At 59.6% G+C, this 26345-nt stretch carries 18 protein-coding genes and 4 tRNA genes; 18 read left to right on the top strand and 4 right to left on the bottom strand.

Annotated features, from left to right (window positions below; translation table 11 throughout):
• The first annotated feature begins 8 nt into the window (after positions 1 to 8).
• A complete protein-coding gene (gene kefC / locus OX459_RS16440; RefSeq protein ID WP_289905836.1) occupies positions 9 to 1835 on the top strand; it encodes a glutathione-regulated potassium-efflux system protein KefC in 1827 nt (608 codons plus the stop codon).
• 43 nt (positions 1836 to 1878) lie between these two features.
• On the opposite strand, the gene pepF is transcribed toward kefC, so the two are convergent.
• From pepF to OX459_RS16420, 4 genes are all read right to left on the bottom strand, one after another.
• Positions 1879 to 3762 carry an oligoendopeptidase F gene (gene pepF / locus OX459_RS16435; protein ID WP_289905835.1) on the bottom strand — a complete coding sequence of 628 codons (1884 nt, stop codon included), beginning with the start codon at positions 3760 to 3762 and terminating at the stop codon, positions 1879 to 1881.
• 179 nt (positions 3763 to 3941) lie between these two features.
• A complete protein-coding gene (ttcA, locus tag OX459_RS16430; RefSeq protein ID WP_251349712.1) occupies positions 3942 to 4877 on the bottom strand; it encodes a tRNA 2-thiocytidine(32) synthetase TtcA in 936 nt (311 codons plus the stop codon).
• 32 nt (positions 4878 to 4909) lie between these two features.
• Entirely contained in the window at positions 4910 to 5308 is a 399-nt protein-coding gene (locus OX459_RS16425) for a dihydroneopterin aldolase (RefSeq protein ID WP_046682033.1), read from the bottom strand.
• 53 nt (positions 5309 to 5361) lie between these two features.
• Positions 5362 to 6150: an SDR family oxidoreductase gene (locus tag OX459_RS16420; protein WP_289905834.1), complete on the bottom strand. Its 789-nt coding sequence runs from the start codon at positions 6148 to 6150 to the stop codon at positions 5362 to 5364.
• A 74-nt stretch (positions 6151 to 6224) separates the two neighbouring features.
• Here OX459_RS16420 and OX459_RS16415 point away from each other — a divergent pair, with 74 nt between their 5' ends.
• The 17 genes from OX459_RS16415 to rpoC all read left to right on the top strand — a co-directional run bounded on the left by OX459_RS16415 (position 6225) and on the right by rpoC (position 26314).
• Positions 6225 to 7376 carry an SAM-dependent methyltransferase gene (locus OX459_RS16415; RefSeq protein WP_289905833.1) on the top strand — a complete coding sequence of 384 codons (1152 nt, stop codon included), beginning with the start codon at positions 6225 to 6227 and terminating at the stop codon, positions 7374 to 7376.
• Between the two features lie 149 nt (positions 7377 to 7525).
• On the top strand, positions 7526 to 8617 hold the full coding sequence (locus tag OX459_RS16410) for a DnaJ domain-containing protein (RefSeq protein WP_289905832.1): 1092 nt from the start codon (positions 7526 to 7528) through the stop codon (positions 8615 to 8617).
• Between the two features lie 63 nt (positions 8618 to 8680).
• Complete coding sequence (locus OX459_RS16405) at positions 8681 to 10276, top strand: DUF3369 domain-containing protein (protein WP_099665767.1); 1596 nt, start codon at positions 8681 to 8683, stop codon at positions 10274 to 10276.
• 133 nt (positions 10277 to 10409) lie between these two features.
• Complete coding sequence (locus OX459_RS16400) at positions 10410 to 12056, top strand: tetratricopeptide repeat-containing response regulator (protein WP_289905831.1); 1647 nt, start codon at positions 10410 to 10412, stop codon at positions 12054 to 12056.
• Between the two features lie 222 nt (positions 12057 to 12278).
• Positions 12279 to 12363: transfer RNA gene (locus OX459_RS16395), tRNA-Tyr, on the top strand.
• A gap of 62 nt (positions 12364 to 12425) precedes the next feature.
• Positions 12426 to 12499: transfer RNA gene (locus OX459_RS16390), tRNA-Gly, on the top strand.
• 43 nt (positions 12500 to 12542) lie between these two features.
• Positions 12543 to 12617: transfer RNA gene (locus tag OX459_RS16385), tRNA-Thr, on the top strand.
• 88 nt (positions 12618 to 12705) lie between these two features.
• The gene (gene tuf, locus OX459_RS16380) at positions 12706 to 13896 is read left to right on the top strand and encodes an elongation factor Tu (protein ID WP_077398776.1); all 1191 of its coding nucleotides are present in this window, start codon (positions 12706 to 12708) and stop codon (positions 13894 to 13896) included.
• Between the two features lie 66 nt (positions 13897 to 13962).
• A tRNA-Trp gene (locus tag OX459_RS16375) sits at positions 13963 to 14038 on the top strand.
• 32 nt (positions 14039 to 14070) lie between these two features.
• Positions 14071 to 14454, top strand: a complete 384-nt coding sequence (secE, locus tag OX459_RS16370; RefSeq protein ID WP_010394308.1) for a preprotein translocase subunit SecE — start codon at positions 14071 to 14073, stop codon at positions 14452 to 14454.
• Positions 14454 to 15080: a transcription termination/antitermination protein NusG gene (gene nusG / locus OX459_RS16365; protein ID WP_077398778.1), complete on the top strand. Its 627-nt coding sequence runs from the start codon at positions 14454 to 14456 to the stop codon at positions 15078 to 15080. Before secE ends, nusG begins: the two co-directional genes overlap by 1 nt.
• A 115-nt stretch (positions 15081 to 15195) precedes the next feature.
• Entirely contained in the window at positions 15196 to 15630 is a 435-nt protein-coding gene (rplK, locus tag OX459_RS16360) for a 50S ribosomal protein L11 (protein ID WP_034753131.1), read from the top strand.
• Entirely contained in the window at positions 15630 to 16325 is a 696-nt protein-coding gene (gene rplA / locus OX459_RS16355; protein ID WP_034753134.1) for a 50S ribosomal protein L1, read from the top strand. The genes rplK and rplA overlap by 1 nt, the downstream gene beginning before the upstream one ends.
• A 320-nt stretch (positions 16326 to 16645) precedes the next feature.
• The gene (gene rplJ, locus OX459_RS16350; RefSeq protein WP_034753621.1) at positions 16646 to 17185 is read left to right on the top strand and encodes a 50S ribosomal protein L10; all 540 of its coding nucleotides are present in this window, start codon (positions 16646 to 16648) and stop codon (positions 17183 to 17185) included.
• Positions 17186 to 17252: 67 nt separating this feature from the next.
• Positions 17253 to 17624: a 50S ribosomal protein L7/L12 gene (gene rplL, locus OX459_RS16345; protein WP_070223390.1), complete on the top strand. Its 372-nt coding sequence runs from the start codon at positions 17253 to 17255 to the stop codon at positions 17622 to 17624.
• 232 nt (positions 17625 to 17856) lie between these two features.
• Positions 17857 to 21963 (top strand): DNA-directed RNA polymerase subunit beta, encoded by a 4107-nt coding sequence (gene rpoB / locus OX459_RS16340; protein WP_077398780.1) that lies wholly within the window; start codon positions 17857 to 17859, stop codon positions 21961 to 21963.
• Between the two features lie 109 nt (positions 21964 to 22072).
• Positions 22073 to 26314, top strand: coding sequence for a DNA-directed RNA polymerase subunit beta' (rpoC, locus tag OX459_RS16335; protein WP_034753138.1), 4242 nt, complete (start codon positions 22073 to 22075; stop codon positions 26312 to 26314).
• Positions 26315 to 26345: the final 31 nt, after the last annotated feature.

Raw genomic sequence — 26345 nt, 5'->3', positions numbered from 1 at the left:
GAATTCGCATGGAACACCACAGCTTTCTCATCAACATACTGTTTTACCTGGTCGCCGCCATCATCATGGTGCCGCTGGCCAAGCGCCTGGGCATGGGCGCCGTGCTGGGTTACCTGGTGGCCGGCGTCGTCATCGGTCCCTGGGGCCTGGGCCTGATCAAGAATGTCGAGGTGATCCTCAGCTTTTCCGAATTCGGCGTGGTGCTGCTGCTGTTTTTAATTGGCCTGGAGCTGGAGCCGAAGCGCTTGTGGCTGCTGCGCCGTCCCATCTTTGGCTGGGGCGGGGCGCAGGTGGGCGTCGTCAGCGCGGGCTTGTGCGCCGTGGCCATGGCCTTTGGCGTGGACTGGCGCACGGCGCTGGTCGGCGCGCTGGGGCTGTCGCTGTCGTCGACGGCCATCGTGCTGGCCACCCTGGGCGAACGCAAGCTGATGAGCACGCCGGCCGGTTCCGCCGGCTTTTCCATTTTGCTGTTCCAGGATATCGCCGCCATTCCCATGATCGCGCTGGTGCCGCTGCTGGGCGGGCTGGTCACGCACAGTGGCGAGCCGGGCTGGCTGCGCGTGGCCAAGCTGGCCGCCGTGCTGGCGGCCTTGGTGATCGGCGGTCGCTTCCTGGTGAATCCCATCCTGCGCTTCATCGCCAGGACGGACTTGCGCGAAATCTTCACGGCCTTTGCCCTGCTGCTGGTGATCGCCATCTGCGTGCTGATGGAATCGGTGGGCCTGTCGATGGCGCTGGGCACCTTCATGGCGGGCGTGCTGCTGGCCGATTCCGAATACCGCCATGAACTCATTTCCGACCTGGAACCGTTCAAGGGACTGCTGCTGGGCCTGTTTTTCATCGCCGTGGGCATGTCCGTCGATTTCGGCGTGCTGCGCGCCCAGCCCTTGCTGATCCTGGCCCTGGTGGCGGGCCTGCTGGCGGTGAAGATCGCCTTGCTGTACGTGCTGTCGAAGTTTGTCGACATTCCCCGCGGCCAGCAGCTGTTCTTTGCGCTGCTGCTGTCGCAAGGCGGCGAATTCGCCTTCGTCGTGTTTGCCGCCGCCGAGGCCGCGCACGTGTTTGCGCCGGAAACGGCCGCGTTGCTGGTCGTGGTGGTGACCCTGTCGATGGTGGCCACGCCCTTGCTGCTGCTGTTGCACGACAAATTTGTCGCGCCGCGCCTGCAAGGCGAGAAGAAGCGCCGCCCCGACGACCATATCGAGGCGCAGGACAATCCCATCGTCATCGCCGGTTTCGGCCGCTTTGGCCAGATCATCGGCCGCCTGTTGGCAGCCAACAAGATCGGCGTGACGGTACTCGATCACGACCCGGACCAGATCGACCTGCTGCGCAAGTTCGGCTTCAAGGTGTTTTATGGCGACGCCACGCGCGTGGACCTGCTGGTGGCGGCCGGCATCGAGAAGGCCAGGGCGCTGGTGATCGCCATCGACAATGTGGACGACAGCCTGGCCCTGGTCGACGCCGTGCGCCTGCGCCTGCCGCAACTGACGATTCTGGCGCGTGCGCGCAACGTCACGCATTACTATGAATTGATGAAGCGGGGCGTGACGCTGATCGAACGCGAAACGTTCGCCGCGGCGCTGCTGCTGGGCGAGCAGACCTTGCAGCAGGTGGGCTTCAGCCCGGAGCGGGCGCAGCGCGCGGCCGGCATCTTTGGCCGGCATAACCTGAAAACCCTGCTGGAAGTGGCGCCGCACTTCCAGGACCAGCAAAAAGTCATGTCCCTCACGCGCCAGGCGCGCGAGGAACTGGAAGACATGTTCGAGAGCGATGCGGCGGCGTTTGCCTCGGAGCAAGCGGGAGAACCGGGGTCAGACCCTCAACACCGTTAACGCGAAGGCTTGTGCTAACAATCGAGGGGGTCTGACCCCAGCATTATTTCCCCCGCTTCGCTTCAATCGTCTCGATCTGGTCCATGATGCCGTTCATGCGCGCCGCCAGCGCCTGGTAAGGTTTTGGCGAGGCCAGGTCGACGCCGGCCGCTTTCACCAGCTCATACGGATACGCGGAACCCCCGGAGCTGAGCATCTTCAGGTAGGCGGCCAGGGCGCCCGGCTCCTTGTCGAGGATGCGCTGCGCGAAATCCTGCGCCGCGGCGATTGAGGTGGCGTACTGGAACACATAGAAGCCGTGATAAAAATGCGGCACGTAGGCCCATTCCAGCGCGTAGGCGGGATCGATGGTCATGACGCCTTGCGCCTCGCCATGGTAGCGCTTGAGGATGCCGGCATAGATGGCCGTGATCTCTTCGCCCGTCAGCGCTTCTCCTTTATCCACCTTGCCGTGGATGGCCGCTTCGAATTCGGCGAACATGGCCTGGCGGAAGTAGGTGCCGCGCAGGTTTTCCAGCGCCGCGCCCAGGTACAGCAGGCGCTCGTCATCGTCCTTGGCCTGCTTCAGGCGCGCGTCGAGCAGCAGCGCCTCGTTCGTCGTCGAGGCGATTTCCGCGACAAAGATGCTGTACGGCGCATAGATCGATGGCTGCGCCTTGTTGGCCAGCACCGAGTGCATGGCGTGGCCCCATTCGTGCGTCAGGGTGCTGACGGCTTCGTAGTTGTCCGTGTAGTTGAGCAGCACGAACGGATGCACGTCGTACGCGTCGCCATTCATGTAGGCGCCCGCCACCTTGCGCGGGCGCGGGTACACGTCCATCCAGCGCGCGTCCACGGCGGCGGTGAGGGCCTTGACGTAGTCCGGGCCCAGCGGCGCGACGGAATCGAGCATCATCTGCTTGCCGTCGGCCAGCGGGAAGCTGCGGTCGCTCTTCAGTAGCGGCGCATAGATGTCGTAATACGCGAGGTCCTTGACGCCCAGCATGCGCGCGCGCAGCTTGAAGTAGCGGTGCAAGGTGGGCAGGTTGGCGTTGGTTTGCGCGATCAGGGTCTGGTAGACGGCGGGCGGCAGATGGTCGGCGTCGAGCGCCGCACTTTGCGAGTCGGCATAGCGGCGCACTTTCGCATACGCGGCGTCCGTCTTCAGCTGGCCGTACAGGGTTTCGCCGAACGTGCGTTCATATTCCTTCCACTTGCCGAAGAAGGCGTCGAACACCAGCTTGCGGTCGGCGCGCTGGTCGTCACCCCGGTATTTCGTGTACGCCGCCTGGTCGAGACGTACTTCCTTGCCGTCCGACAGTTTCACGGTGGGCCACGGGATTTCCGCATTGGCCAGGGTGCGGTAGACGCTGGCGGCCGAGCTTGTTGCGAGGCCGAACTGTGCCACCAGCTGTTCGCCAGCCGCGTCGAGCGTGTGCGGCGCGCTGCGCAGCATGTTGCTCAATTGACAACGATATAGTTGCAAACCCTTGTCTTTCGCCAGCATGGCATCGATGCGCTTGCCGCCCAGGGCGAGGATTTCCGGTTGCAGGAAGGTTGTGGCCTGGGAGAAGTCGTTGCCCAGCAGGGCGGCGCGCTGGTTCAGCTGGTTGCCCTTGCTGTCGCCCGTATCCTGGTCGTAATACTGCGCCGCATAGGTGGTGAGCGTGTTGACGCGCTTGCGCGCCTCGGCGTACAGGTCCAGGCAGCTTTTCAGGCGGGCCGGCGACGCTTTCAACTGCCCCTTGCAGGCGCCCAGTTGCTGCAGCTGCGCCGACAGCTTTTTCGCGTCGGCATCGAACGCGGCGTCGTCTTGATACAGCGCCGTCAGGTCCCAGCGGTCAGCCTGGCGGTCGACGGGCGCAGCGGCAGGCGCGGCGAAGGCAGAGGAGAGGCCGAGAGCGAGCAGGGAAAACAGCAGGGGGCGCTTGAGCGCGGATGGCGTCATGGTTCATTCCAGTGAGGTTGTCGGAAGAATGCGTGCTGACCGCCGTGCAGGGATGCGCGCGTGACGCACCGCGTACCGGCAGAGCTGACTACGGTACCTCAAATGGACGCGGGGGGAAAGAGGCGGAGGGAAGATACCGCGCGCCACCTGGACGGTGGCGGCGGAACAACAGGAGGTTTTTACAGAGGTTGCAGCGCGATGGTGCCGAACGTGGTCGGCGTCGAGCATGGCTCTTCATCGAAGGCGATGTCGCCCATGGGGTTGGCCACGCCGTCCGCCTTCAAATCCTTGAAGCCGAACAGTTTCGGGTCCATCAGGTGGGATGGCGCCACGTTCGACAGGGCCGAGAAGATGCTTTCCACGCGGCCGGGGAATTTCTTGTCCCATTCGCGCATCAGGCCCTTGATCTGCTTGCGCTGCAAGTTTTCCTGCGAACCGCACAGGTCGCATGGAATGATGGGGAAGCCCTTGACTTCCGCATAGCGCTGCGTGTCTTCTTCCTTCACGTAAGCCATCGGGCGGATGACGATGTGCTTGCCGTCGTCCGACTGCAGCTTGGCCGGCATGCCTTTCAATTTGCCGCCGAAGAACATATTCAGGAAGAATGTTTCCAAAATATCATCTCGGTGATGACCCAGGGCGATCTTGTTGGCGCCCAGCTCGTCGGCCACGCGGTACAGGATGCCGCGGCGCAGGCGCGAGCACAGCGAGCAGGTCGTCTTGCCTTCCGGGATCAGGCGCTTGACGATGCTGTAGGTGTCCTGGTTTTCGATGTGGAAGGCGACGCCCAGTTCCGTCAGGTAGGCGGGCAGGATTTCCGGCGGGAAGTTCGGCTGTTTCTGGTCCAGGTTGACGGCGACGATATCGAAGTGAATCGGCGCGCGTTCGCGCAAGGTCATCAAGATGTCCAGCAGCGCATAGCTATCCTTGCCGCCGGACAGGCAGACCATCACCTTGTCGCCGTCTTCGATCATGTTGAAGTCGCCGATGGCTTGTCCCACCAGGCGGCACAAGCGCTTGTGCAGCTTGTTGTTTTCCAGGGCGATCTTTTCCGCCTTCTTGCGTGCCAGTTTCTGCGCTTCGACATTGGCCGGCACTTCCACGGCGGCCGTCATCGTTTCCAGTACGGCGGTGTCATTCATGTTGTTCATGCTTCATCCTTGATCTTGAATACTTCCACGCCCACGCCTTCGCAGTCGGGATACACGTCCGGTTTCATGCTCGATACGCGCGCGGCGCGCACGCGCGGGTGGGCCAGCATGGCGGCCAGCACGTCGTCGACCAGGCTTTCCTGCAGCTGCACGTGGCCTTGCGCCATGCGTTTGGCGATGGTTTCGCGCATGAAGTCGTAGTCGACCACTTCTTCCAGCTGGTCATCCTTGGGCGTCGACAGGGCCAGGGGAATGTACAGGTCGACGTTGATGAGGACGCGCTGCTCGCCCTTTTTCTCGAAGTCGTAGACGCCGATGTTGATGAGGACTTCGTAATTGCGCAGGAACAGGCGGCGGCAATCGGCCAGGCGAGGGTGGGACAGGGCGGACGACATAGTTTTACCTTTTAGGGAATGCTGGAGTGCTGGTTGTTTGGTAGGGCTGCTGATTATTTGGTCAAAAACATGACGTCGCGCGGCAAGCCGATCAAATGCTGGCCGCCATCGACCAGCAGGGTCGTGCCCGTCAGCGCGCGCGCGCCGGCCACGTAGCAGACGCTGTCGGCCACATCCTCGGGCGTGCTGGAACGTCCCAGCGGCGTGTTTTCATGCGCCTTGGCAAAGTTCGCTTCCGTCTGCTCGCCGGAGACCATGGTGATGCCGGGGGCAATGCCCACCACGCGCACTTTCGGCGCAAGCGCCTGGGCCAGCATGGTGGTCGCCGACAGCAGCGCCGCCTTGGACAGGGTGTACGACAAAAAATCAGGATTGAGATTGTACAGTTTTTGGTCCAGCAAGTTGATGACCACGGCTTGCCCGCCTGCCGGGGTGGCCTGGTACAGGGCTTGCGCCAGCAGGATGGGGGCGGCCAGGTTGGCGTGCATGTGGGCGTCGAGCGCGGCGACGGAAAAATCGCCCGCATTGTCGTATGCAAACAACGATGCGTTGTTGACCACGCAAGTAACCGGCCCCAGCGCCGCCTGTGCCTGCGGCAACAGCTGGCGTACGGCCGCTTCCTGCGCCAGGTCGCAGGGGAACGCTTGCGCGCGGCGGCCCAGCGCGGTGATTTCCGCGACCAGGCTGAGCGCCTCGTCGCGCGAGTCGCGGTAATGCACGGCGATATCCCAGCCGTCGCGCGCCAGGCCCAGCGCGATGGCGCGGCCGATGCGGCGCGCCGCGCCCGTGACGAGGGCGACGCGGGGTGTGCTGTCGAATGGCGTTGTCGTTGCTTCTGTCATGTCTTTGCTATGGTTGAGATATTCGGTGGACGCCACACTGGCGGCATGCGCCGCCGATTCGCTACAATGCGGGAATGTCTCTTCCCGCACCCGATAGCGACGCGCTGGCCGCGTCCCATGCCTTGCAGCACCAGATTGCCGCCGAAATCGCGCGCAATGACGGCGCCATTCCCTTTGTCCGCTTCATGGAGCTGGCGCTGTACGCGCCTGACCTCGGCTATTACAGCGGCGGCGCCGCCAAGCTGGGCAAAGATGGCGATTTTACAACCGCGCCGGAGATTTCGCCCCTGTTCGGCGCCACGCTGGCCCATGTGGCAGCCGCTATTATGGCGCAAACGGCCCCGCGCATCCTCGAATTCGGCGCCGGCACGGGCAAGCTGGCCTGCGATATCCTGACGGAAGCGGCGAATGCCGGCATCCATGTCGAACAGTATGCGATCGTCGAATTGTCCGGCGAATTGCGCGCGCGCCAGGAGCTGGCGCTGGCAGCCTTCCCGCAAGTGGTGTGGCTCGACGGCTTTCCCGACAGTTTCGAGGGTGCCGTGTTCGGCAATGAAGTGCTGGACGCCATGCCCGTCAACCTGATCAGCAAGACGCCCGCCGGCTGGTGCGAACTCGACGTCAGCATCGCCGACGGCCAGTTCGTGTTTGTCGAACGCCCGGCCGGCGCCGACGTGGCTGCGCAGATCGCCGCCCAGGTGCCCGAGGAGGACGCCTTGCCGGTCGGCTATGTCACGGAAATTCACGGCGTCGCCTGCGGTTTCATGCGCTCGCTGGCGCGCATGCTGACCAATGGCAAGGGCGGCGCGGCCGTGCTGTTCGACTATGGTTTCCCTGCGCATGAGTATTACCTGGACTTGCGCGCCACGGGCACCCTGATGTGCCATTACCGCCATCACGCCCACGCGGAACCGTTTTATCTGCCCGGCTTGCAGGACATCACGGCCCACGTGGATTTTACGGCGATGGCGGTGGCGGCGCAGGAGGCGGGCCTCGATGTACTTGCCTACATGAACCAGGCGTCCTTCCTGCTGGGCGCGGGTCTCGGCGACTTGCTGCTGCGCACCGATCCGGAGCAGATCAAGACCTATTTGCCGCAAGCGAGCGCCGTGCAAAAGCTGGTGTCGCCCGCCGAGATGGGGGAATTGTTCAAGGTGCTGGTAGTGGGGCACCGCGTGGAGTTGCCGGAAGCGCTGTTGTCCAGCGACCGCAGTCACCGCTTGTAAGCGCCTGCAATATCAAGGCAGGGCAGTATCGCCCTGCAATTTCCTGTCCGCCGGTGGTTATTATCTTGTCATATCGTATATGATGACCGACACAGCACGGTTCCATCCTGCAAGAACCCGTCGCCGCGCACCGATTTCAAGATAGAACGATGGGAAAGATACATACACACTATGACAACCTGAAGGTGGCGCGCCTGGCGCCGCAGGAAGTCATACGTGCCGCGTACAAAGCCCTCAGCCAGAAATACCACCCGGACAAGAATCCCGGCGACGAAAAGGCCGCCCGCATCATGGCGATCCTCAACAGCGCCTATGGCACCTTGTCCGATCCACAACGCCGCAAGGAACACGACGAGTGGATCGCCGCCGAGGAATGGGAAATCGAATGGCTGGAAAGCACCCACCAGGAAGAAGGCAAGAGCCGCGATGGCCGCGCGAAAGGCCATGCCCAGCCGCATGAACACGCCTGGGCGCAGGATGTGCCGCCGCCGAAGGGCAAGCCGCGGCGCGGCCTGCAACCCGTCTGGCGCAACTGGCGCTGGTGGCTGAGTTTGTTTATTTGCCTGTTGCTGGGCTGGCTGGGCGCCTTGCTGATGCTCGACACGTCGCAGCCCGTGCCTGCCGCGCTGGCGTCGGCCTGGAGCGGCCTGGCCCGCGACGGCGCCAAGCCCCATGCGGAAGCGGCCACGCCGGCGGCCGGTGCCGCGCCGCCATCGAAAGGCGAGGCGGTGGCAGTCGACAGCTGGGCCGTGGGCAAGCCGTATGCGCCCGAGCCGCCGCAAGCGAAGACGCCGGAGATCCGCGTGCTGGCCGTGTCCCAGCTGAGCCTGAAAGGCATCCAGCCCGCCTGCGATGGGGCAGGCAAGGCCGAGTCCCCATCGCTGGTGGCGCCGAATGGCGAACCATGGCCGGCCCATTCCGGCTATGTCGATGGATTCCCGATCGGTAACAAGGGCGATGAGCTGGCCGTGAGCATCGACAACAGCAGCAATGCCGCGCCCGTGTTCGTCAAGCTGTTTGACACGGAGCGGCGCTCGAACGTGCGCTACCTGTACATTCTCGCGTACGACAAGCTGCTGGTGGAGCAGCTCAGCGCGGGCAAGTATGAAGTGCGCTACCAGGCCGTGGGGCCGGGCCAGGATAGTTGTGGCGGCGCCACGCGCAGCGGTGCCTCGGCGCCGGCGTCGTCGCCGTCCGCCAGCGAAGGCGGTACGCAGAATCCTGTTGTAAGCAGCATCTAATCTGATTATGCTTGATATGCGTCAACGCAGCGTCCACATCGAACTTATCCATTAGGAGTATTCATGACCGACCTCAAGGCCGATGCAGATGATAACTGGCTGCTCGACGAAGATGAGCCGGTGGCCAGTCCTGCCGGGCTGGCCGCGCCCGACCAGCGCCTGTGGCGTGTCCTGATCGTCGATGATGACGTCGACGTGCATGCGGTCACGCGGCTGGCGCTGCGCAATGTCAGCTTCAAGGGCCGCGAACTGGAACTGTTTTCCGCCTACAGCGGCCGCGAGGCGTACGACATCCTGCGCGACACGCCCGATATCGCGCTGGTGCTGCTCGACGTGGTGATGGAAACGGATGACGCCGGCCTGATCCTCGCCAAGCGCATCCGCGCCGACCTGAACAATTCCATCGTGCGCGTCGTGCTGCGCACGGGCCAGCCGGGCCAGGCGCCCGAGCAGCGCGTCATCATCGAATACGACATCAACGATTACAAGGCCAAGACGGAACTGACGACGCAAAAGTTGTTTACCACCGTTATCTCGGCCCTGCGCGCCTACGAGAGCCTGATGATGCTTGAACGCAGCCGCATCGGCCTGGGCAAGATCCTCGCCGGCGCCACCAATCTGTACCAGATCCATTCCCTGCGCGAATTCGCTTCCGGCGTGCTGAATCAGGTCAGCGCCATCCTCGACGTGGGCGCCGACGGCGTGCTGTGCCTGATGCAGGGCGGCGCCGGACGGCCCGAAGTGGTGGCCGCCACGGGCACGTATGCCGTGCTGGCCGAGTCCGAAGCGATGCCGGCCGACCATGCCCTCACGTCCACCATCGACAAGGCATTCGCGGAAAAGCGCAGCCAGTTCGAGCATCCGGCCAATGTGCTGTTCATCCATACGGAAGGCAACCGCGAGCTGGCCATCTCCGTCACGCCGCCGTGGCCGCTGGCGCAGATCCAGCGCGACTTGCTGGAAGTGTTTTGCCAGCGCATCGCCGCCGCCTTCGACAACCTGTACATGTTCGGCCAGCTGCGCAAGGCGCAGGAAGCGACCGTGGTGGCGCTGGCCGACCTGGCCGAGTTCCGCGACAGCGACACGGGCGGCCACGTGCGGCGGGTGCAGTTGTTGTCCGACGCCATCGCCCGGCGCATGCAGCAACGCGGCGTGTATGCCGACGAGCTGACCCCGCAGTTGCTCGACATGATCGGCCTGGCCAGCATCCTGCACGACGTGGGCAAGGTGGCCACGCCGGACGCCGTGCTGCTGAAACCCGGCAAGCATACGGACGAGGAGCGGGCGCAGATGCAGCTGCACGCCAGCGTCGGACGCACCATCCTCGAGCGGGCCGCCAACATGGTCGACGGCGTCAGCTATCTCACGTATGGCGCGCAGATCGCCGGCGGCCACCACGAACACTTCGATGGCGCCGGTTATCCGAATGGCTTGAAAGGGCGCAACATTCCCGTGGCCGCGCGCATCGTTGCCGTGGTCGACGTCTTCGATGCCTTGCTGCACGAGCGGCCCTACAAGGAGCCGTGGCCGTATCCGCAGGTGCGCGAATACATCGAGCAGCGCAGCGGCAGCCAGTTCGATCCGGAAGTGGTGACGGCGCTGCTGGAACTGATCGACCATGAGCCGCAACTGTGGCATCCGGAGCGCGCCGTCGCTTGAGTAGCAACTTCGTCGGCATTTTTCGGCACGTCGCCATTCCCTTGCGCGCGGCGCCGTCATATACTCGGCAGCCTCATGCTGGCTGGCGCCACGCACCAGTGTGGCGCGCCGCGGAGTTTTCGGACATCACGACATGAAAGAACTCAAGGGCCTTAGCGCACTGATCATCGAGCCGCATCCGGGCATGCGCGCCAGCCTGCATAATATGCTCAACCTGTGCGGCCTGGCGAAGATCGATGACGCGGCCAGCTCGGGCCAGGCGATTCGCATGCTGGGCAGCAAATCGTATGATTTGATCCTGTGCGAATACGATCTCGATGGCGGGCAGGATGGCCAGCAGATGCTGGAAGACTTGCGCCACCACAAATTGATGCACGCATCGACCATGTTTTTCATGGTCACGGGCGAAGGCAGCTTCGCCAAGGTGGTCAGCGCCGTCGAGCTGTTGCCCACCGATTACATCCTGAAACCTTTCACCGCTGACAACATGCTCGAGCGCATCGGCCGCGCGCTGGACAAGCGCAACGCCTTCGTGCCCGTGTACGAGTTGATCGACGTGGGCAACGAGCGCGCGGCGATTGCCGCCTGCGCGGAGGGCGCCAGCCTGTATCCCCGTTACGCCACTGATTTTCTGCGCTTGCGCGCGGAATTGCACCTGCTGCTGGGCGAAGCGGCCGACGCCGAGCCGATCTACGCGGGCCTGTACGCAGCCAAGTCCATCGGCTGGGCGCGCCTGGGGCAGGCCAAGACGCAGTTCCTGCTGGGCGAGTACGAAGCGGCGCAAGGCACCCTGGAGGGATTGCTGGAAAACAACAGGCGTTTTCTCGACGCATATGACTGGCTGGCGCGCACGCATCTGGCCCAAGGCAAGCCGGAACTGGCGCAGGCCGCCCTGAGCGAAGCGGTGGCCCTGTCGCCGCACGCCGTGCGCCGCTTGCGCCGCCTGGGCGAGGCGGCCCTGGCGGCCGACGATATCGAGATGGCGGAAAAATCCCTGAAGTTGGTGGTCAGCAAGGCCAAGTATTCGGAATTCCGCGATCCGGAAGACCACGTGCGCCTGGTGCAGACCCTGGTGCGCAAGGGCGACCCGCTGCAGGTGGGCGCCGTGATCCGCGACCTCGACAAGTCGATGGGCGGGCAAAAGAATGCAGAACTGTGCAGTGCGCTGTGCAGCGCCATGCTGCATGCGCATACGGGCAACGAGGAGCGCCTGCAGCAATCGCTGGACGCGGCGCTGGCCGCCAACCGCCACAGCGTGGGCGGTTCGAACATGCTGAAAACCGAACTGGCGCGCCACTGCCTGGCGCATGGGCGCGAAGATGGCGCCGCCGAGGTGATGCGCGAAGTGATGCGCAACGCGCCCGACAGCGCCGCCATGACGCGCGCCATGGCCGTGTTCGAGCATGCCGGGCGCGAAGAGCTGGCCAAGGCGCTGGCACGGCAAAGCCGCCAGGAAGTGGCCGACATGGTGGCGGCCGGCGCCGCCAGGGCGGGCGAGGGCGATTTCCGTGGCGCCGTCGATCTGATGGGCGAAGCCGTCACGCGCCTGCCCGATAATCCGCAAGTGGTGTTCAATGCGGCCGTGGCCGTGCTGAAGTGCCTGGAACACGAAGGCTGGGATGAGCGCATGGGACAGCAGGCGCTGACGTTTATCGCCGGCGTGCGCCGCCTGGACCCGCGCAATCCCAAATTGCCCGTGCTGTCGGGCCTGCATCAGCAGTTGTTGCGTAAATATAAGCCCCTCGGCAACTCCTGGATGCATCCGCCTGACGCCCGGTAAAAGAGAGAAATGACGGGAAAATGCGGCTTCCCAGCAGGGGGGATAAAAAAAATCCAAAAAAAGCAGACTTTTTCGCGCCAACCCTTGCACATTCTCAAATCGGGAGCTTATAATCACGCCCCGAAGCAGCCAACTTCTTCTTTATAAGCAAATGCAGCAGTCAGGCATCAGCAAATAAGGTTGACAGTTGTGAGTAGATGCTTCATACTCTGCGGTTCCCGCGGAGGGGTGGCCGAGTGGTTAAAGGCGACAGACTGTAAATCTGTTCTCTATGAGTACGCTGGTTCGAATCCAGCCCCCTCCACCAAGTTTTTGCAAGGAAAACTGGGTAGTAGCAAAAGTAAGTGAAGATAAAGTGAACGATACCTCGCGGGTGTAGCTCAATGGTAGAGCAGAAGCCTTCCAAGCTTACGACGAGGGTTCGATTCCCTTCACCCGCTCCAGTTTCCGTTCAGATGCTTGATGCATCGCATGCAACAAATTACAGCCCTTGTAGCTCAGTGGTAGAGCACTCCCTTGGTAAGGGAGAGGCCACGTGTTCGATCCACGTCAAGGGCACCAGAATTCGCAGCAGGCAGCACAGAAGCAATTCAAACCAGACCGTCGGGCGTGTGCCTGAGCAATCTAATCAAATCATTAGGAGTTCAAAATGGCAAAAGGTAAATTCGAACGGACCAAGCCGCACGTCAACGTCGGCACCATCGGCCACGTCGACCACGGTAAAACCACGCTGACCGCTGCAATCGCAACGGTTCTGTCGAAGAAATTCGGCGGCGAAGCTAAAGCATACGACCAGATCGATGCAGCTCCAGAAGAAAAAGCGCGCGGTATCACGATTAACACCGCCCACGTCGAGTACGAAACGGAAACGCGTCACTACGCGCACGTTGACTGCCCAGGCCACGCCGATTACATCAAAAACATGATTACCGGTGCTGCCCAGATGGACGGCGCGATCCTGGTGTGCTCCGCAGCTGACGGCCCAATGCCGCAGACCCGCGAACACATCCTGCTGGCCCGTCAAGTTGGCGTTCCATACATCATCGTGTTCCTGAATAAGTGCGACCTGGTCGACGACGCAGAGCTGCTGGAACTGGTTGAAATGGAAGTGCGCGAGCTGTTGTCGAAGTACGAATTCCCAGGCGACGACCTGCCAATCATCAAAGGTTCGGCACGTATGGCGCTGGAAGGCAAAGAAGGCGAAATGGGTGTTGACGCAGTGCTGCGTCTGGCCGATGCGCTGGATGCTTACATCCCAACGCCAGAGCGCGCTGTTGACGGTGCTTTCCTGATGCCAGTAGAAGACGTGTTCTCGATCTCGGGTCGCGGTACCGTTGTGACCGGTCGTATCGAGCGCGGCATCGTTAAAGTCGGCGAAGAGATCGAAATCGTCGGTATCACCGATACCGTCAAAACGACTTGCACCGGCGTGGAAATGTTCCGCAAGCTGCTGGATCAAGGTCAAGCAGGCGACAACGTTGGTCTGCTGCTGCGCGGCACCAAGCGTGAAGACGTGCAACGTGGTCAAGTTCTGGCAAAACCAGGCTCGATCAAGCCGCATGCTCACTTCACCGGCGAGATCTATGTTCTGTCGAAAGACGAAGGCGGCCGTCATACGCCATTCTTCAACAACTATCGTCCACAGTTCTACTTCCGCACGACGGATGTAACCGGTTCGATCGAGTTGCCAGCAGACAAAGAAATGGTCATGCCAGGCGATAACGTGTCGATCACCGTCAAGCTGATCAACCCGATCGCGATGGAAGAGGGTCTGCGCTTCGCTATCCGCGAAGGCGGCCGTACCGTCGGCGCCGGCGTGGTTGCAAAAATCATCGCATAAGGAAATGTTATGCTTCCACCCGGGGCGTCCTGGGTGGTAGAATAGCACTCCTCGAAAGTTTTACGTAGGGACGTAGCTCAATTGGCAGAGCGTCGGTCTCCAAAACCGAAGGTTGGGGGTTCGATGCCCTCCGTCCCTGCCACCGTCAAGGTGCAGGGCACCGAAAGTAGAAAAATGTCAAATCAATCCGTGCAAACCGTTAGCACGTCGAGTGACAAGATAAAAGTCGCGCTGGCAATAGTGGCTGCGATTGCAGGAGTAGTCGGGTTTTATTACCTGGCAGGCCAACCAGCTCTGGTGCGTGCAAGCGCGCTTGTGGCTGGTTTGGTTATTGCTGTTGCGCTCTTGTATGTCTCGACGACCGGCCGTGAATTTCTCAATTTCGCCAAAGAAGCTGTGCGCGAAACCAAGAAAGTCGTTTGGCCTACCCGCAAAGAAGCCACGCAGATTACTGCGATCGTGTTTGCCTTTGTGCTGGTCATGGCGATTTTCCTGTGGGGCACGGATAAATTGCTCGAGTTTTTGTTGTATGACGTAATTCTGGGTTGGAAAAAATAATGAGCGAAAATGTGCATGATGAAGCGGCGAACGAGTCCGTTCCGGGCGACGCTCCGGTAGCGGACACTGGTGCAGCGCTGAGCGTGCCAGTGAGCAGCAAGCGCTGGTATGTCGTGCATGCTTATTCCGGCATGGAAAAAAGCGTCATGCGCGCATTGACCGAGCGCATCGAGCGCGCGGGCATGCAAGACCAGTTCGGCCAGATCCTGGTGCCGATCGAAGAAGTGGTCGAAGTCAAGAATGGCGTCAAGTCCGTCACCGAACGTCGTTTCTATCCTGGCTATGTGCTGGTTGAAATGGAAATGACGGACGAAAGCTGGCACTTGGTCAAGAACACCAGCAAGGTTACCGGTTTCATTGGTGGCAAGTCGAACAAGCCGACGCCGATCTCCGCGCGCGAAATCGACGGCATCATGAAGCAGATGCAGGAGGGTGTTGAAAAGCCCCGTCCGAAAACCTTGTACGAAGTGGGCGAGCAAGTCCGCATCAAGGATGGTCCGTTTACCGACTTCAACGGCAATGTCGAAGAAGTCAACTACGAGAAATCCAAAGTGCGCGTCTCGGTCACCATTTTCGGTCGCGCTACTCCGGTAGAGCTCGAATTCGGCCAGGTCGAAAAAGTCTAAGTATTATCAAGCGCCACCAGGAGCGTCGCGGCAGTCTCAGCGAAATCCGGTCAGAGGAGCCCCGCCAGGGTAGGATCGGCGGGGCGCTACTACTCAATCCAAGATAGGAGCCATCATGGCAAAGAAAATCATTGGTTTTATCAAGCTGCAAGTGCCAGCTGGTAAAGCAAACCCATCCCCACCAATCGGTCCAGCTCTGGGTCAACGTGGTCTGAACATCATGGAATTCTGCAAGGCCTTCAATGCACAGACCCAAGGTCTGGAGCCAGGCATGCCGATTCCAGTCGTGATCACCGCATTTGCGGACAAGTCCTTCACGTTCGTGATGAAGACGCCTCCAGCAACCTACCTGATCAAAAAAGCTGCTGCGATCACCAAAGGTTCGCCGAAGCCACATACCGACAAAGTCGGTACGCTGACCCGCGCACAAGCTGAAGAAATCGCTAAATTGAAAACCCCTGATCTGACCGCTGCCGACATGGATGCTGCTGTACGCACCATCGCTGGTTCCGCTCGTTCGATTGGTATCACGGTGGAAGGTGTTGTATAATGGCTAAGTTATCCAAACGTATCAAGGCTTTGAAAGCCAAAGTCGACCGTACCAAAGTGTACGCTTTCGACAACGCTGTCGCTCTGATCAAAGAGTGCGCAACGGCCAAGTTCAATGAATCGATCGACGTATCGGTACAACTGGGTGTTGATCCTAAGAAATCCGACCAAGTGGTGCGCGGCTCCGTCGTGCTGCCAGCTGGTACCGGCAAAACCGTACGCGTGGCAGTATTCGCGTCGGGCGAAAAAGCTGAAGCTGCTAAAGCAGCTGGTGCCGACATCGTTGGTATGGAAGACCTGGCTGAGCAGATCAAAGCCGGCGACATGCCTTTCGATATCGTTATCGCTTCGCCAGATACCATGCGTATCGTTGGTACCCTGGGTCAGATCCTGGGCCCACGCGGCATGATGCCTAACCCGAAAGTTGGCACTGTTACTCCTGACGTCGCTACCGCCGTGAAAAACGCGAAAGCCGGTCAAGTTCAGTACCGTACCGACAAATCCGGTATCATCCACGCTACCATCGGCCGTAAATCGTTCGCTGACGCAGATCTGAAGTCGAATCTGGTCGCACTGATCGACGCACTGAACAAAGCCAAACCAGCATCGAGCAAAGGCGTGTACCTGCGCAAAGTTTCGCTGTCGTCGACCATGGGCGCTGGCGTCCGTGTTGACCAGGCTAGCCTGGCAGCTTAAGTAACAGAATCAAGTCCTGTAGCGCCTTCGGGCGCTGCGGGCGCATCTTTGGGCTGTCTGCCCGGTGTTCGCACCAGGCAGGCAGACAATCAAAGACCGTTGGGCCGACTGCGATTGCACATGCAGAAGGTTAATAGGCTTGCCGGCAACGGCAAGTGCCCAACGCAGATGGTGTACCCGAACAAGTTTTGTAGTCCTCATGCTGCGTGAATCCATCCGCTCAGTTTAGTACTTCTTGACTTCGGACGCCGTGTTCGAACCGATGCAAGGCGCTCAACCACTCGGTTGTGATTGCCGAACATCATTTAAGGAGGTTGACCGTGAGTCTCAATCTGAATGACAAAAAGGCCGTCGTCGCCGAAGTTTCCGCACAAGTAGCAAATGCGCAAACGATCGTCGTGGCCGAATATCGTGGCATCCAGGTTGGTCACTTGACGCAACTGCGTGCTAAAGCGCGTGCCCAAGGCGTGTACCTGCGTGTGTTGAAAAACACTCTGGCTCGTCGCTCCGTTGAAGGTACCGCATTCGCCAGCCTGGCAGATGCCATGACCGGCCCGTTGATCTACTCGATCTCGGCCGATGCCGTTGCAGCAGCTAAAGTCATCGCTGACTTCGCTAAAACCAACGACAAACTGGTCATCAAAGCAGGTAACTACGCAGGCAAGCCGCTGGATACAGCTGCTGTCACCGCGTTGGCGAGCATTCCTAGCCGTGAAGTCCTCATTTCGCAGTTGTTGGGCGTTATGCTGGCTCCGGTTTCGGGCTTTGCACGTGGTCTGGCTGCCCTGGCAGCGAAAAAAGGCGAAGGCGCCGAAGCTCCTGCAGAAGCAGCAGCAGAAGAAGCCCCAGCAGCCGCTTAATTGCGCGCGCTTTTTTCTCTCAGTACCAATCTGATGTAACTAACGTAATAAATTTAGGAGTTTCAAAATGGCAATTAGCAAAGACGATATCCTGGAAGCAGTTAGCGCCATGTCCGTAATGGACCTGAACGACCTGGTTAAAGCATTCGAAGAAAAATTCGGCGTGTCCGCAGCAGCGATGGCTTCGGCCGGTCCTGCAGCAGGCCCAGCAGCTGCTGCTGAAGAGCAAACCGAGTTCAACGTTGTTCTGGACACCTTCGGCGCAAACAAAGTTGGCGTCATTAAAGCAGTTCGCGAAATCACCGGCCTGGGCTTGAAAGAAGCTAAAGACCTGGTCGATGGCGCACCAAAAACTGTGAAAGAAGCAGTGTCGAAAGCTGATGCTGAAGCAGCAGTTAAGAAACTGGTAGAAGCCGGCGCAACCGCTTCGATGAAGTAATATCTGTACCGGCGTCAGTTAGCGCCCGAGTCAAAGTCTGAGGTTTCCCCTCGCAAGGGGGGAAATCCGACTTTGGCTCCTTTGTCGTCTGTATCGTATTTGTAGCAGCAGTTTTGTTCGATTCAAGCCGGAAAGCAGAGCCTTGAGGTTTCGTCTGTGTCACACGCAGCGGTGCAAACGAACACTTGCAAAACCTGAATTTTCTATCCTTTCTGTCACTCACGGAGTGTCCATGCACTACTCATTTACTGAGAAGAAACGCATTCGCAAATCATTCGCGAAGCGCGCCAACGTTCACCACGTTCCGTTCCTGCTGGCGACCCAGCTCGAGTCTTATCATAGTTTCTTGCAAGAGGACATAGCACCGTCCGGCCGCAAGAATGATGGCCTGCAGTCGGCTTTCACTTCGATTTTCCCTATCGTTTCGCACAATGGTTTTGCGCGTCTCGAATTCTTGTCGTACGTTCTGGGCGATCCTGCCTTTGACGTCAAAGAATGTCAACAACGTGGCCTGACGTTCGCGTCGCCGCTGCGCGCGAAAGTGCGCCTGGTGATCCTGGACAAGGAATCGCCAACCAAGCCTGTCGTCAAGGAAATGAAAGAACAGGAAGTCTACATGGGCGAATTGCCGCTCATGACGACCACCGGTTCGTTCGTCATCAATGGCACGGAGCGGGTTATCGTTTCCCAGTTGCACCGTTCGCCTGGCGTGTTCTTCGAGCACGACCGCGGCAAGACCCACTCGTCGGGCAAACTGCTGTTCTCCGCGCGTATCATTCCTTACCGCGGTTCGTGGCTGGACTTCGAGTTCGACCCGAAAGACATCCTGTTCTTCCGCGTCGACCGCCGCCGCAAGATGCCAGTGACGATCCTGCTCAAAGCCATCGGCATGTCGCATGAGCAAATCCTGGCGAACTTCTTCGTCTTCGACAATTTCAACCTGCGCTCCGAAGGCGCGGAAATGGAATTCGTCTCCGAACGTCTGCGCGGCGAAGTGGCGCGCTTTGACATCGTCGACAAGTCGGGCAAGACCCTGGTGCTGAAAGACAAGCGTATCAACGCGAAACACGTGCGTGATATCGAAGCTGCCGGCATCAAGCACATTTCCGTACCGGAAGACTACCTGCTGGGCCGCGTATTGGCGAAGAATATCGTCGATGGCGACACCGGCGAAGTCGTCGCGTCCGCGAACGATGAGCTGACGGAAGACTTGCTGGGTCGCTTGCGCGATGCCAACATTTCCGAAATCCAGACCTTGTACACCAACGACCTGGATCAGGGCGCCTACATCTCGCAAACCCTGCGTATCGACGACACCGCCGACCAGATGGCTGCAAAAGTGGCGATCTACCGCATGATGCGTCCAGGCGAACCGCCAACGGAAGATTCCGTTGAAGCGCTGTTCAATGGCCTGTTCTACAACTCGGACCGTTACGACCTGTCGGCCGTGGGCCGCATGAAGTTCAACCGCCGCATTGGCCGCGATGAACTGACGGGCGCCATGACCCTGTCGAACGAAGACGTGCTGGCCGTGATCAAGATCCTGGTGGAACTGCGCAATGGCCGCGGCGAAGTCGACGATATCGATCACCTGGGTAACCGTCGCGTACGTTGCGTGGGCGAACTGGCCGAGAATCAATTCCGCGCCGGCCTGGTGCGTGTTGAACGCGCCGTCAAGGAACGCCTCGGCCAAGCCGAAGCGGACAACCTGATGCCGCACGACCTGATCAACTCGAAGCCGATTTCGGCCGCGATTCGCGAGTTCTTCGGTTCGTCCCAGCTGTCGCAGTTCATGGACCAAACCAATCCTCTGTCGGAAATTACCCACAAGCGCCGCGTATCGGCTCTGGGACCCGGCGGTCTGACACGCGAACGCGCCGGCTTTGAAGTGCGCGACGTGCATCCGACCCACTACGGCCGCGTCTGCCCGATCGAGACACCGGAAGGTCCGAACATTGGTCTGATCAACTCGCTGGCTCTGTATGCCCGCCTGAATGAATACGGCTTCCTGGAAACCCCGTACCGCAAGGTCGAAGGTTCCAAGATTACCGATCAGATCGACTACCTGTCCGCCATCGAAGAAGGCCGCTACATCATCGCTCAGGCGAATGCGACCATCAACGACGAAGGCATGCTGTCCGATGAACTGGTCTCGGCCCGTGAAGCCGGCGAAACCATTCTGGTCTCTCCAGAGCGCATCCAGTACATGGACGTGGCGCCAGGCCAGATCGTTTCCGTCGCTGCCTCGCTGATCCCGTTCCTCGAACACGATGATGCGAACCGTGCATTGATGGGCGCCAACATGCAACGCCAGGCTGTGCCTTGCTTGCGTCCGGAAAAAGCGCTGGTCGGTACCGGTATCGAACGCACCGTTGCGGTCGACTCGGGCACCACCGTGCAAGCGCTGCGTGGCGGTATCGTCGATTACATCGATGCGGGCCGTGTCGTGATTCGCGTTAACGATGACGAAGCAACCGCTGGTGAAGTGGGCGTCGACATCTACAACCTGATCAAGTACACCCGTTCGAACCAGAACACCAACATCAACCAGCGTCCTATCGTGCAAGTGGGCGACCGTGTTGCCAAGCGCGACGTGATCGCCGACGGCGCATCGACCGACCTGGGTGAATTGGCGCTGGGCCAGAACATGACCGTGGCTTTCATGCCATGGAATGGTCTGAACTTCGAAGATTCGATCCTGATCTCGGAAAACGTCGTCAAGGACGACCGCTACACCTCGATTCACATCGAAGAGTTGTCGGTTGTTGCCCGTGACACGAAACTGGGCGCGGAAGAAATTACGCGCGACATCTCGAACCTGGCTGAAAACCAGCTGGCTCGTCTGGATGAGTCCGGTATCGTCTACATCGGCGCGGAAGTACAAGCCGGCGACACCCTGGTCGGTAAGGTAACGCCTAAAGGCGAAACCCAGCTGACCCCGGAAGAGAAGCTGCTACGCGCGATTTTCGGCGAAAAAGCGTCGGACGTGAAAGATACCTCGCTGCGCGTGCCTTCGGGCATGATCGGTACCGTGATCGACGTGCAAGTCTTCACCCGTGAAGGCATCGTGCGCGACAAGCGTGCCCAGCAAATTATCGATGACGAACTGAAACGTTTCCGTCTGGACTTGAACGACCAGATGCGTATCGTTGAAGGCGATGCCTTCCAGCGTCTGGAAAAAATGCTGATCGGCAAAGTTGTCAACGGCGGCCCTAAAAAGCTGGCCAAAGGCGCCAAGATCACCAAGGAATACCTGGCCGATCTGGACAAATACCACTGGTTCGACATCCGCCCTGCGGACGACGATGCAGCAGTAGCGCTGGAAGCGATCAAGGAATCGATCAACGAGAAGCGTCACCAGTTCGATCTGGCCTTCGAAGAGAAGCGCAAGAAACTGACGCAAGGCGATGAGCTGCAACCAGGCGTGCAAAAAATGGTCAAGGTGTACCTGGCCGTGAAACGCCGCCTGCAGTCGGGCGACAAGATGGCAGGTCGCCACGGTAACAAGGGTGTGGTTTCCCGTATTGTTCCTGTGGAAGATATGCCATACATGGCCGACGGCACGCCAGCCGACGTTGTGCTGAACCCGCTGGGCGTTCCTTCGCGGATGAACGTTGGTCAGATTCTCGAGACTCACTTGGGTTGGGCTGCCAAGGGTCTGGGTATCCGCATCGGCGAAATGCTGAAGGCGCAAACCAAGGTCGAGCAAGTGCGCAAGTACCTGACGACGATCTACAACGACAACGGCCGTGCCGAAGAGTTGAACGACTTCGACGACGAAGAGATCATGAAGCTGGCGGAAAACCTGAAAAAAGGTGTTCCATTCGCCACGCCAGTGTTCGACGGCGCCAATGAAGAAGAGATCCGCCGCATGCTGGACCTGGCGTATCCGGACGACATCGCCAAGAACCTGGGCATGACCGCTTCGAAAAACCAGGTGACCATGTATGACGGTCGCACCGGTGAAGCGTTCGAGCGCAAGGTCACTGTCGGCGTCATGCACATGCTGAAACTGCATCACTTGGTTGATGACAAGATGCATGCGCGTTCGACCGGTCCTTACTCGCTGGTAACGCAACAGCCACTGGGCGGTAAAGCCCAGTTCGGTGGTCAGCGTTTCGGTGAGATGGAAGTCTGGGCACTGGAAGCGTATGGCGCGTCGTATGTCTTGCAAGAGATGTTGACCGTCAAGTCCGATGACGTGAATGGCCGTACCAAAGTGTACGAGAACCTCGTCAAGGGCGACCACGTGATCGACGCCGGCATGCCGGAATCGTTCAACGTGCTGGTCAAGGAAATCCGTTCGCTGGGTATCGATATCGACCTCGAACGCAACTAAAAGACAGCCACCTGTCATTTGGTTTGGGAAACACAAAGCCCGGCTGGGAAACCACGCCGGGCAATGTAGTCTCAGGAATATAGAAATTTAATCACCTCTGGAGTGATACATGAAAGCACTGCTCGATCTATTCAAGCAAGTACAGACCAACGAGACCTTCGATGCAATCAAGATCGGTCTCGCTTCGCCTGAGAAAATCCGTTCGTGGTCCTACGGCGAAGTCAAGAAGCCGGAAACCATCAACTACCGTACCTTCAAGCCTGAGCGCGACGGCCTGTTCTGCGCCAAGATCTTTGGCCCGATCAAGGATTACGAATGCCTGTGCGGCAAGTACAAGCGCCTGAAACACCGCGGCGTGATCTGCGAAAAGTGCGGCGTCGAAGTCACGCTGGCCAAGGTGCGCCGCGAGCGCATGGGCCACATCGAGCTGGCCTCGCCTACCGCGCACATCTGGTTCCTGAAGTCGCTGCCGTCGCGTCTGGGCATGGTCCTGGACATGACCCTGCGGGACATCGAACGCGTGCTGTACTTTGAAGCATACGTCGTGACCGATCCAGGCATGACCCCGCTGAAGAAGTGCCAGATCATGTCGGAAGACGACTACGCCGCCAAGTACGAAGAGTACGGCGACGACTTCACCGCCTTCATGGGCGCCGAAGGTATCCGTGAACTGCTGCGCTCGATCGACATCCACCGCGATGCCGAAACCCTGCGCGTGGAACTGAAGGAATCGAAATCCGAAGCCAAGATCAAGAAATACGCGAAGCGCCTGAAAGTGCTGGAAGCGTTCCAACGTTCGGGCATCAAGCCTGACTGGATGATCATGGAAGTGCTGCCAGTGCTGCCGCCGGAACTGCGTCCGCTGGTACCGCTGGATGGCGGCCGTTTCGCGACCTCGGATCTGAACGATCTGTATCGCCGCGTCATCAACCGTAACAACCGTCTGAAACGCCTGATGGAGCTGCGTGCTCCAGAGATCATCACGCGCAACGAAAAGCGCATGCTGCAAGAAGCGGTCGATTCGCTGCTGGACAACGGCCGTCGCGGCAAAGCGATGACCGGCGCCAACAAGCGTCCGCTGAAATCGCTGGCAGAGATGATCAAGGGCAAGGGCGGCCGTTTCCGTCAAAACTTGCTGGGCAAACGCGTCGATTACTCCGGTCGTTCGGTCATCGTCGTGGGCCCGCAATTGAAACTGCATCAGTGCGGCTTGCCGAAACTGATGGCGCTGGAACTGTTCAAACCATTCATTTTCAATAAACTGGAACTGATGGGTCTGGCTACCACGATCAAGGCGGCGAAAAAGCTGGTCGAGATTCAAGAGCCGGTCGTGTGGGACATCCTGGAAGACGTGATCCGTGAACATCCGATCATGTTGAACCGCGCACCTACCTTGCACCGTCTGGGTATCCAGGCGTTCGAACCAGTCCTGATTGAAGGCAAGGCCATCCAGTTGCATCCGCTCGTCTGCGCCGCATTCAACGCCGACTTTGACGGTGACCAAATGGCGGTCCACGTTCCTCTGTCGATCGAAGCGCAGATGGAAGCACGCACTTTGATGCTGGCATCGAACAACATCCTGTTCCCATCGAACGGCGAACCATCGATCGTTCCTTCCCAGGATATCGTGTTGGGTCTGTACTACGCGACCCGCGAAGCGATCAATGCGAAGAACGAAGGGATGATGTTCCCTGACGTATCGGAAGTGATCCGCGCCTACGACAACAAGGAAGTCGAACTGACGACCCGCGTTACCGTGCGTATTACCGAATACCCGAAAAACGCCGAAACGGGCGAATTCGAGAAAACGGTTACCCGCTACGAAACGACGATCGGCCGTGCGATCCTGTCGGAAATTCTGCCTAAAGGCCTGCCGTTCTCCGTCCTGAACCGCGCGCTGAAAAAGAAAGAAATTTCCAAGCTGATCAACACGTCGTTCCGCAAGTGCGGCCTGCGCGCCACCGTGGTGTTCGCAGACAAACTGATGCAATCGGGTTTCCGCCTGGCGACACGCGCCGGTATCTCGATCTGCGTCGACGACATGCTGGTACCGCCTCAAAAAGTGACCCTGATCGCGACGGCCGAATCGGAAGTCAAGCAGATCGAACAGCAATACGCCTCGGGTCTCGTGACCGCCGGCGAGCGTTACAACAAGGTAGTCGATATCTGGGGCAAGACCTCGGATGAAGTCGGCAAGGCCATGATGGACCAGCTCAAAGTCGAAGACGTGATCCGCCGCGACGGCACCAAGTCGACGCAAGAATCGTTCAACGCCATTTACATGATGGCCGACTCCGGCGCGCGCGGTTCCGCAGCCCAGATTCGTCAGTTGGCCGGTATGCGTGGTCTGATGGCCAAACCGGATGGCTCGATTATCGAAACGCCGATTACCGCGAACTTCCGCGAAGGTCTGAACGTTTTGCAGTACTTCATTTCGACCCACGGTGCGCGTAAAGGTCTGGCCGATACGGCGCTGAAAACGGCTAACTCCGGTTACCTGACGCGTCGTCTGGTTGACGTGACGCAAGACTTGGTGGTGATCGAGGACGATTGCGGCACCATGAACGGCGCCGTCATGAAGGCACTGGTCGAAGGTGGTGAAGTTATCGAACCGTTGCGTGACCGTATCCTCGGCCGCGTGGTGGTGCATGACGTCGTCAATCCTGAAACCCAGGAAACGCTGTACGAAGCCGGCACCTTGATGGACGAAGACATGGTCGAAGAGATCGAACGTCTGTCCATCGATGAAGTCAAGGTTCGCACGCCACTGACTTGCGACACGCGCTTCGGCCTGTGCGCCAAGTGCTATGGCCGCGACCTGGGCCGCGGCATGCTGGTCAACGCCGGCGAAGCCGTCGGTGTGGTGGCAGCGCAGTCGATTGGTGAGCCTGGTACCCAGCTGACCATGCGTACGTTCCACATTGGTGGTGCGGCATCGCGTGCAGCAGTGGCATCGTCGGTGGAAGCCAAGTCGAACGGTACCATCCGCTTCACGGCAACCATGCGTTACGTGACGAACGGCAAGGGCGCGCAAATCGTCATTTCCCGTTCCGGCGAAGTGCTGATCACCGATGACCATGGCCGTGAGCGTGAGCGTCATAAAGTACCGTACGGTGCGACCCTGATCGTCAAGGACGGCATGGTCATCAAGGCCGGTACGGCCTTGGCAACGTGGGATCCGCTGACCCGCCCGATCATTACCGAATACGCCGGTCAAGTGCGTTTCGAGAACGTCGAAGAAGGCGTCACCGTAGCCCGTCAGGTCGACGAAGTGACCGGTCTGTCCACTCTGGTGGCGATCGATGCGAAACGTCGCGGTTCGTTGACGAAAACGTTGCGTCCGCAAGTCAAGCTGATCAACGACGCGAACGAAGAAGTCAAGATCGCCGGCACCGAACACTCGGTGGCGATCGGCTTCCAGGTCGGCGCGCTGATCATGGTCAAGGACGGTCAACAGGTATCGGTTGGTGAAGTGCTGGCACGTATTCCTACTGAATCGCAAAAAACGCGCGATATTACCGGTGGTCTGCCACGCGTTGCGGAACTGTTCGAAGCGCGCTCGCCGAAAGATGCCGGTATGCTGGCGGAAGTCACGGGTACGGTTGCGTTCGGTAAAGAAACCAAGGGCAAGCAGCGTCTGGAAATCACGGACATGGACGGCAACAAGCATGAGTTCTTGATCACCAAGGACAAACAAGTGCTGGTGCATGACGGCCAAGTCGTGAACAAGGGCGAGATGATCGTGGACGGCCCGGCCGATCCGCAAGACATCCTGCGCCTGCTGGGTATCGAAGCGCTGGCACGTTACATCGTTGACGAAGTGCAAGACGTGTACCGTCTGCAAGGCGTGAAGATCAATGACAAGCACATCGAAGTGATCGTGCGTCAGATGCTGCGCCGTGTGCAGATCGTCAATGCCGGCGACACCAACTACATCGTTGGCGAGCAGGTAGAGCGTTCGGAACTGCTGGACGAGAATGATCGCATGGCCGTTGAGAACAAGATTCCAGCGACCTACGAAAACGTCTTGTTGGGTATTACCAAGGCATCGCTGTCGACCGATTCGTTCATCTCGGCCGCATCGTTCCAGGAAACCACCCGCGTGCTGACCGAAGCGGCGATCATGGGCAAGCGCGATGGTCTGCGCGGCCTGAAAGAGAACGTCATCGTCGGCCGTCTGATTCCTGGCGGTACGGGCCTGGCCTTCCACCGCGCACGCAAAGAGAAAGAAGCGTGGGAAGTGGAAGAGCGTCAAGCACTGCTGCTGGCCGAGAAAGCCTCGATGGCTGGCGAAGCTGCCGAAGCGCTGCAGGATATCGAAACCCAGCAACACCACGGCGACGAAGCGTAATCTGCGCTGCTAGCTGACAAGAACGGCACCT

Origin of the sequence: Janthinobacterium sp. SUN026 (assembly GCF_030397625.1) — a bacterium.
In the GTDB taxonomy this organism is placed as follows: Bacteria; Pseudomonadota; Gammaproteobacteria; order Burkholderiales; family Burkholderiaceae_D; genus Janthinobacterium; species Janthinobacterium kumbetense.
This window is presented reverse-complemented; position numbering and strand designations above follow the sequence as displayed.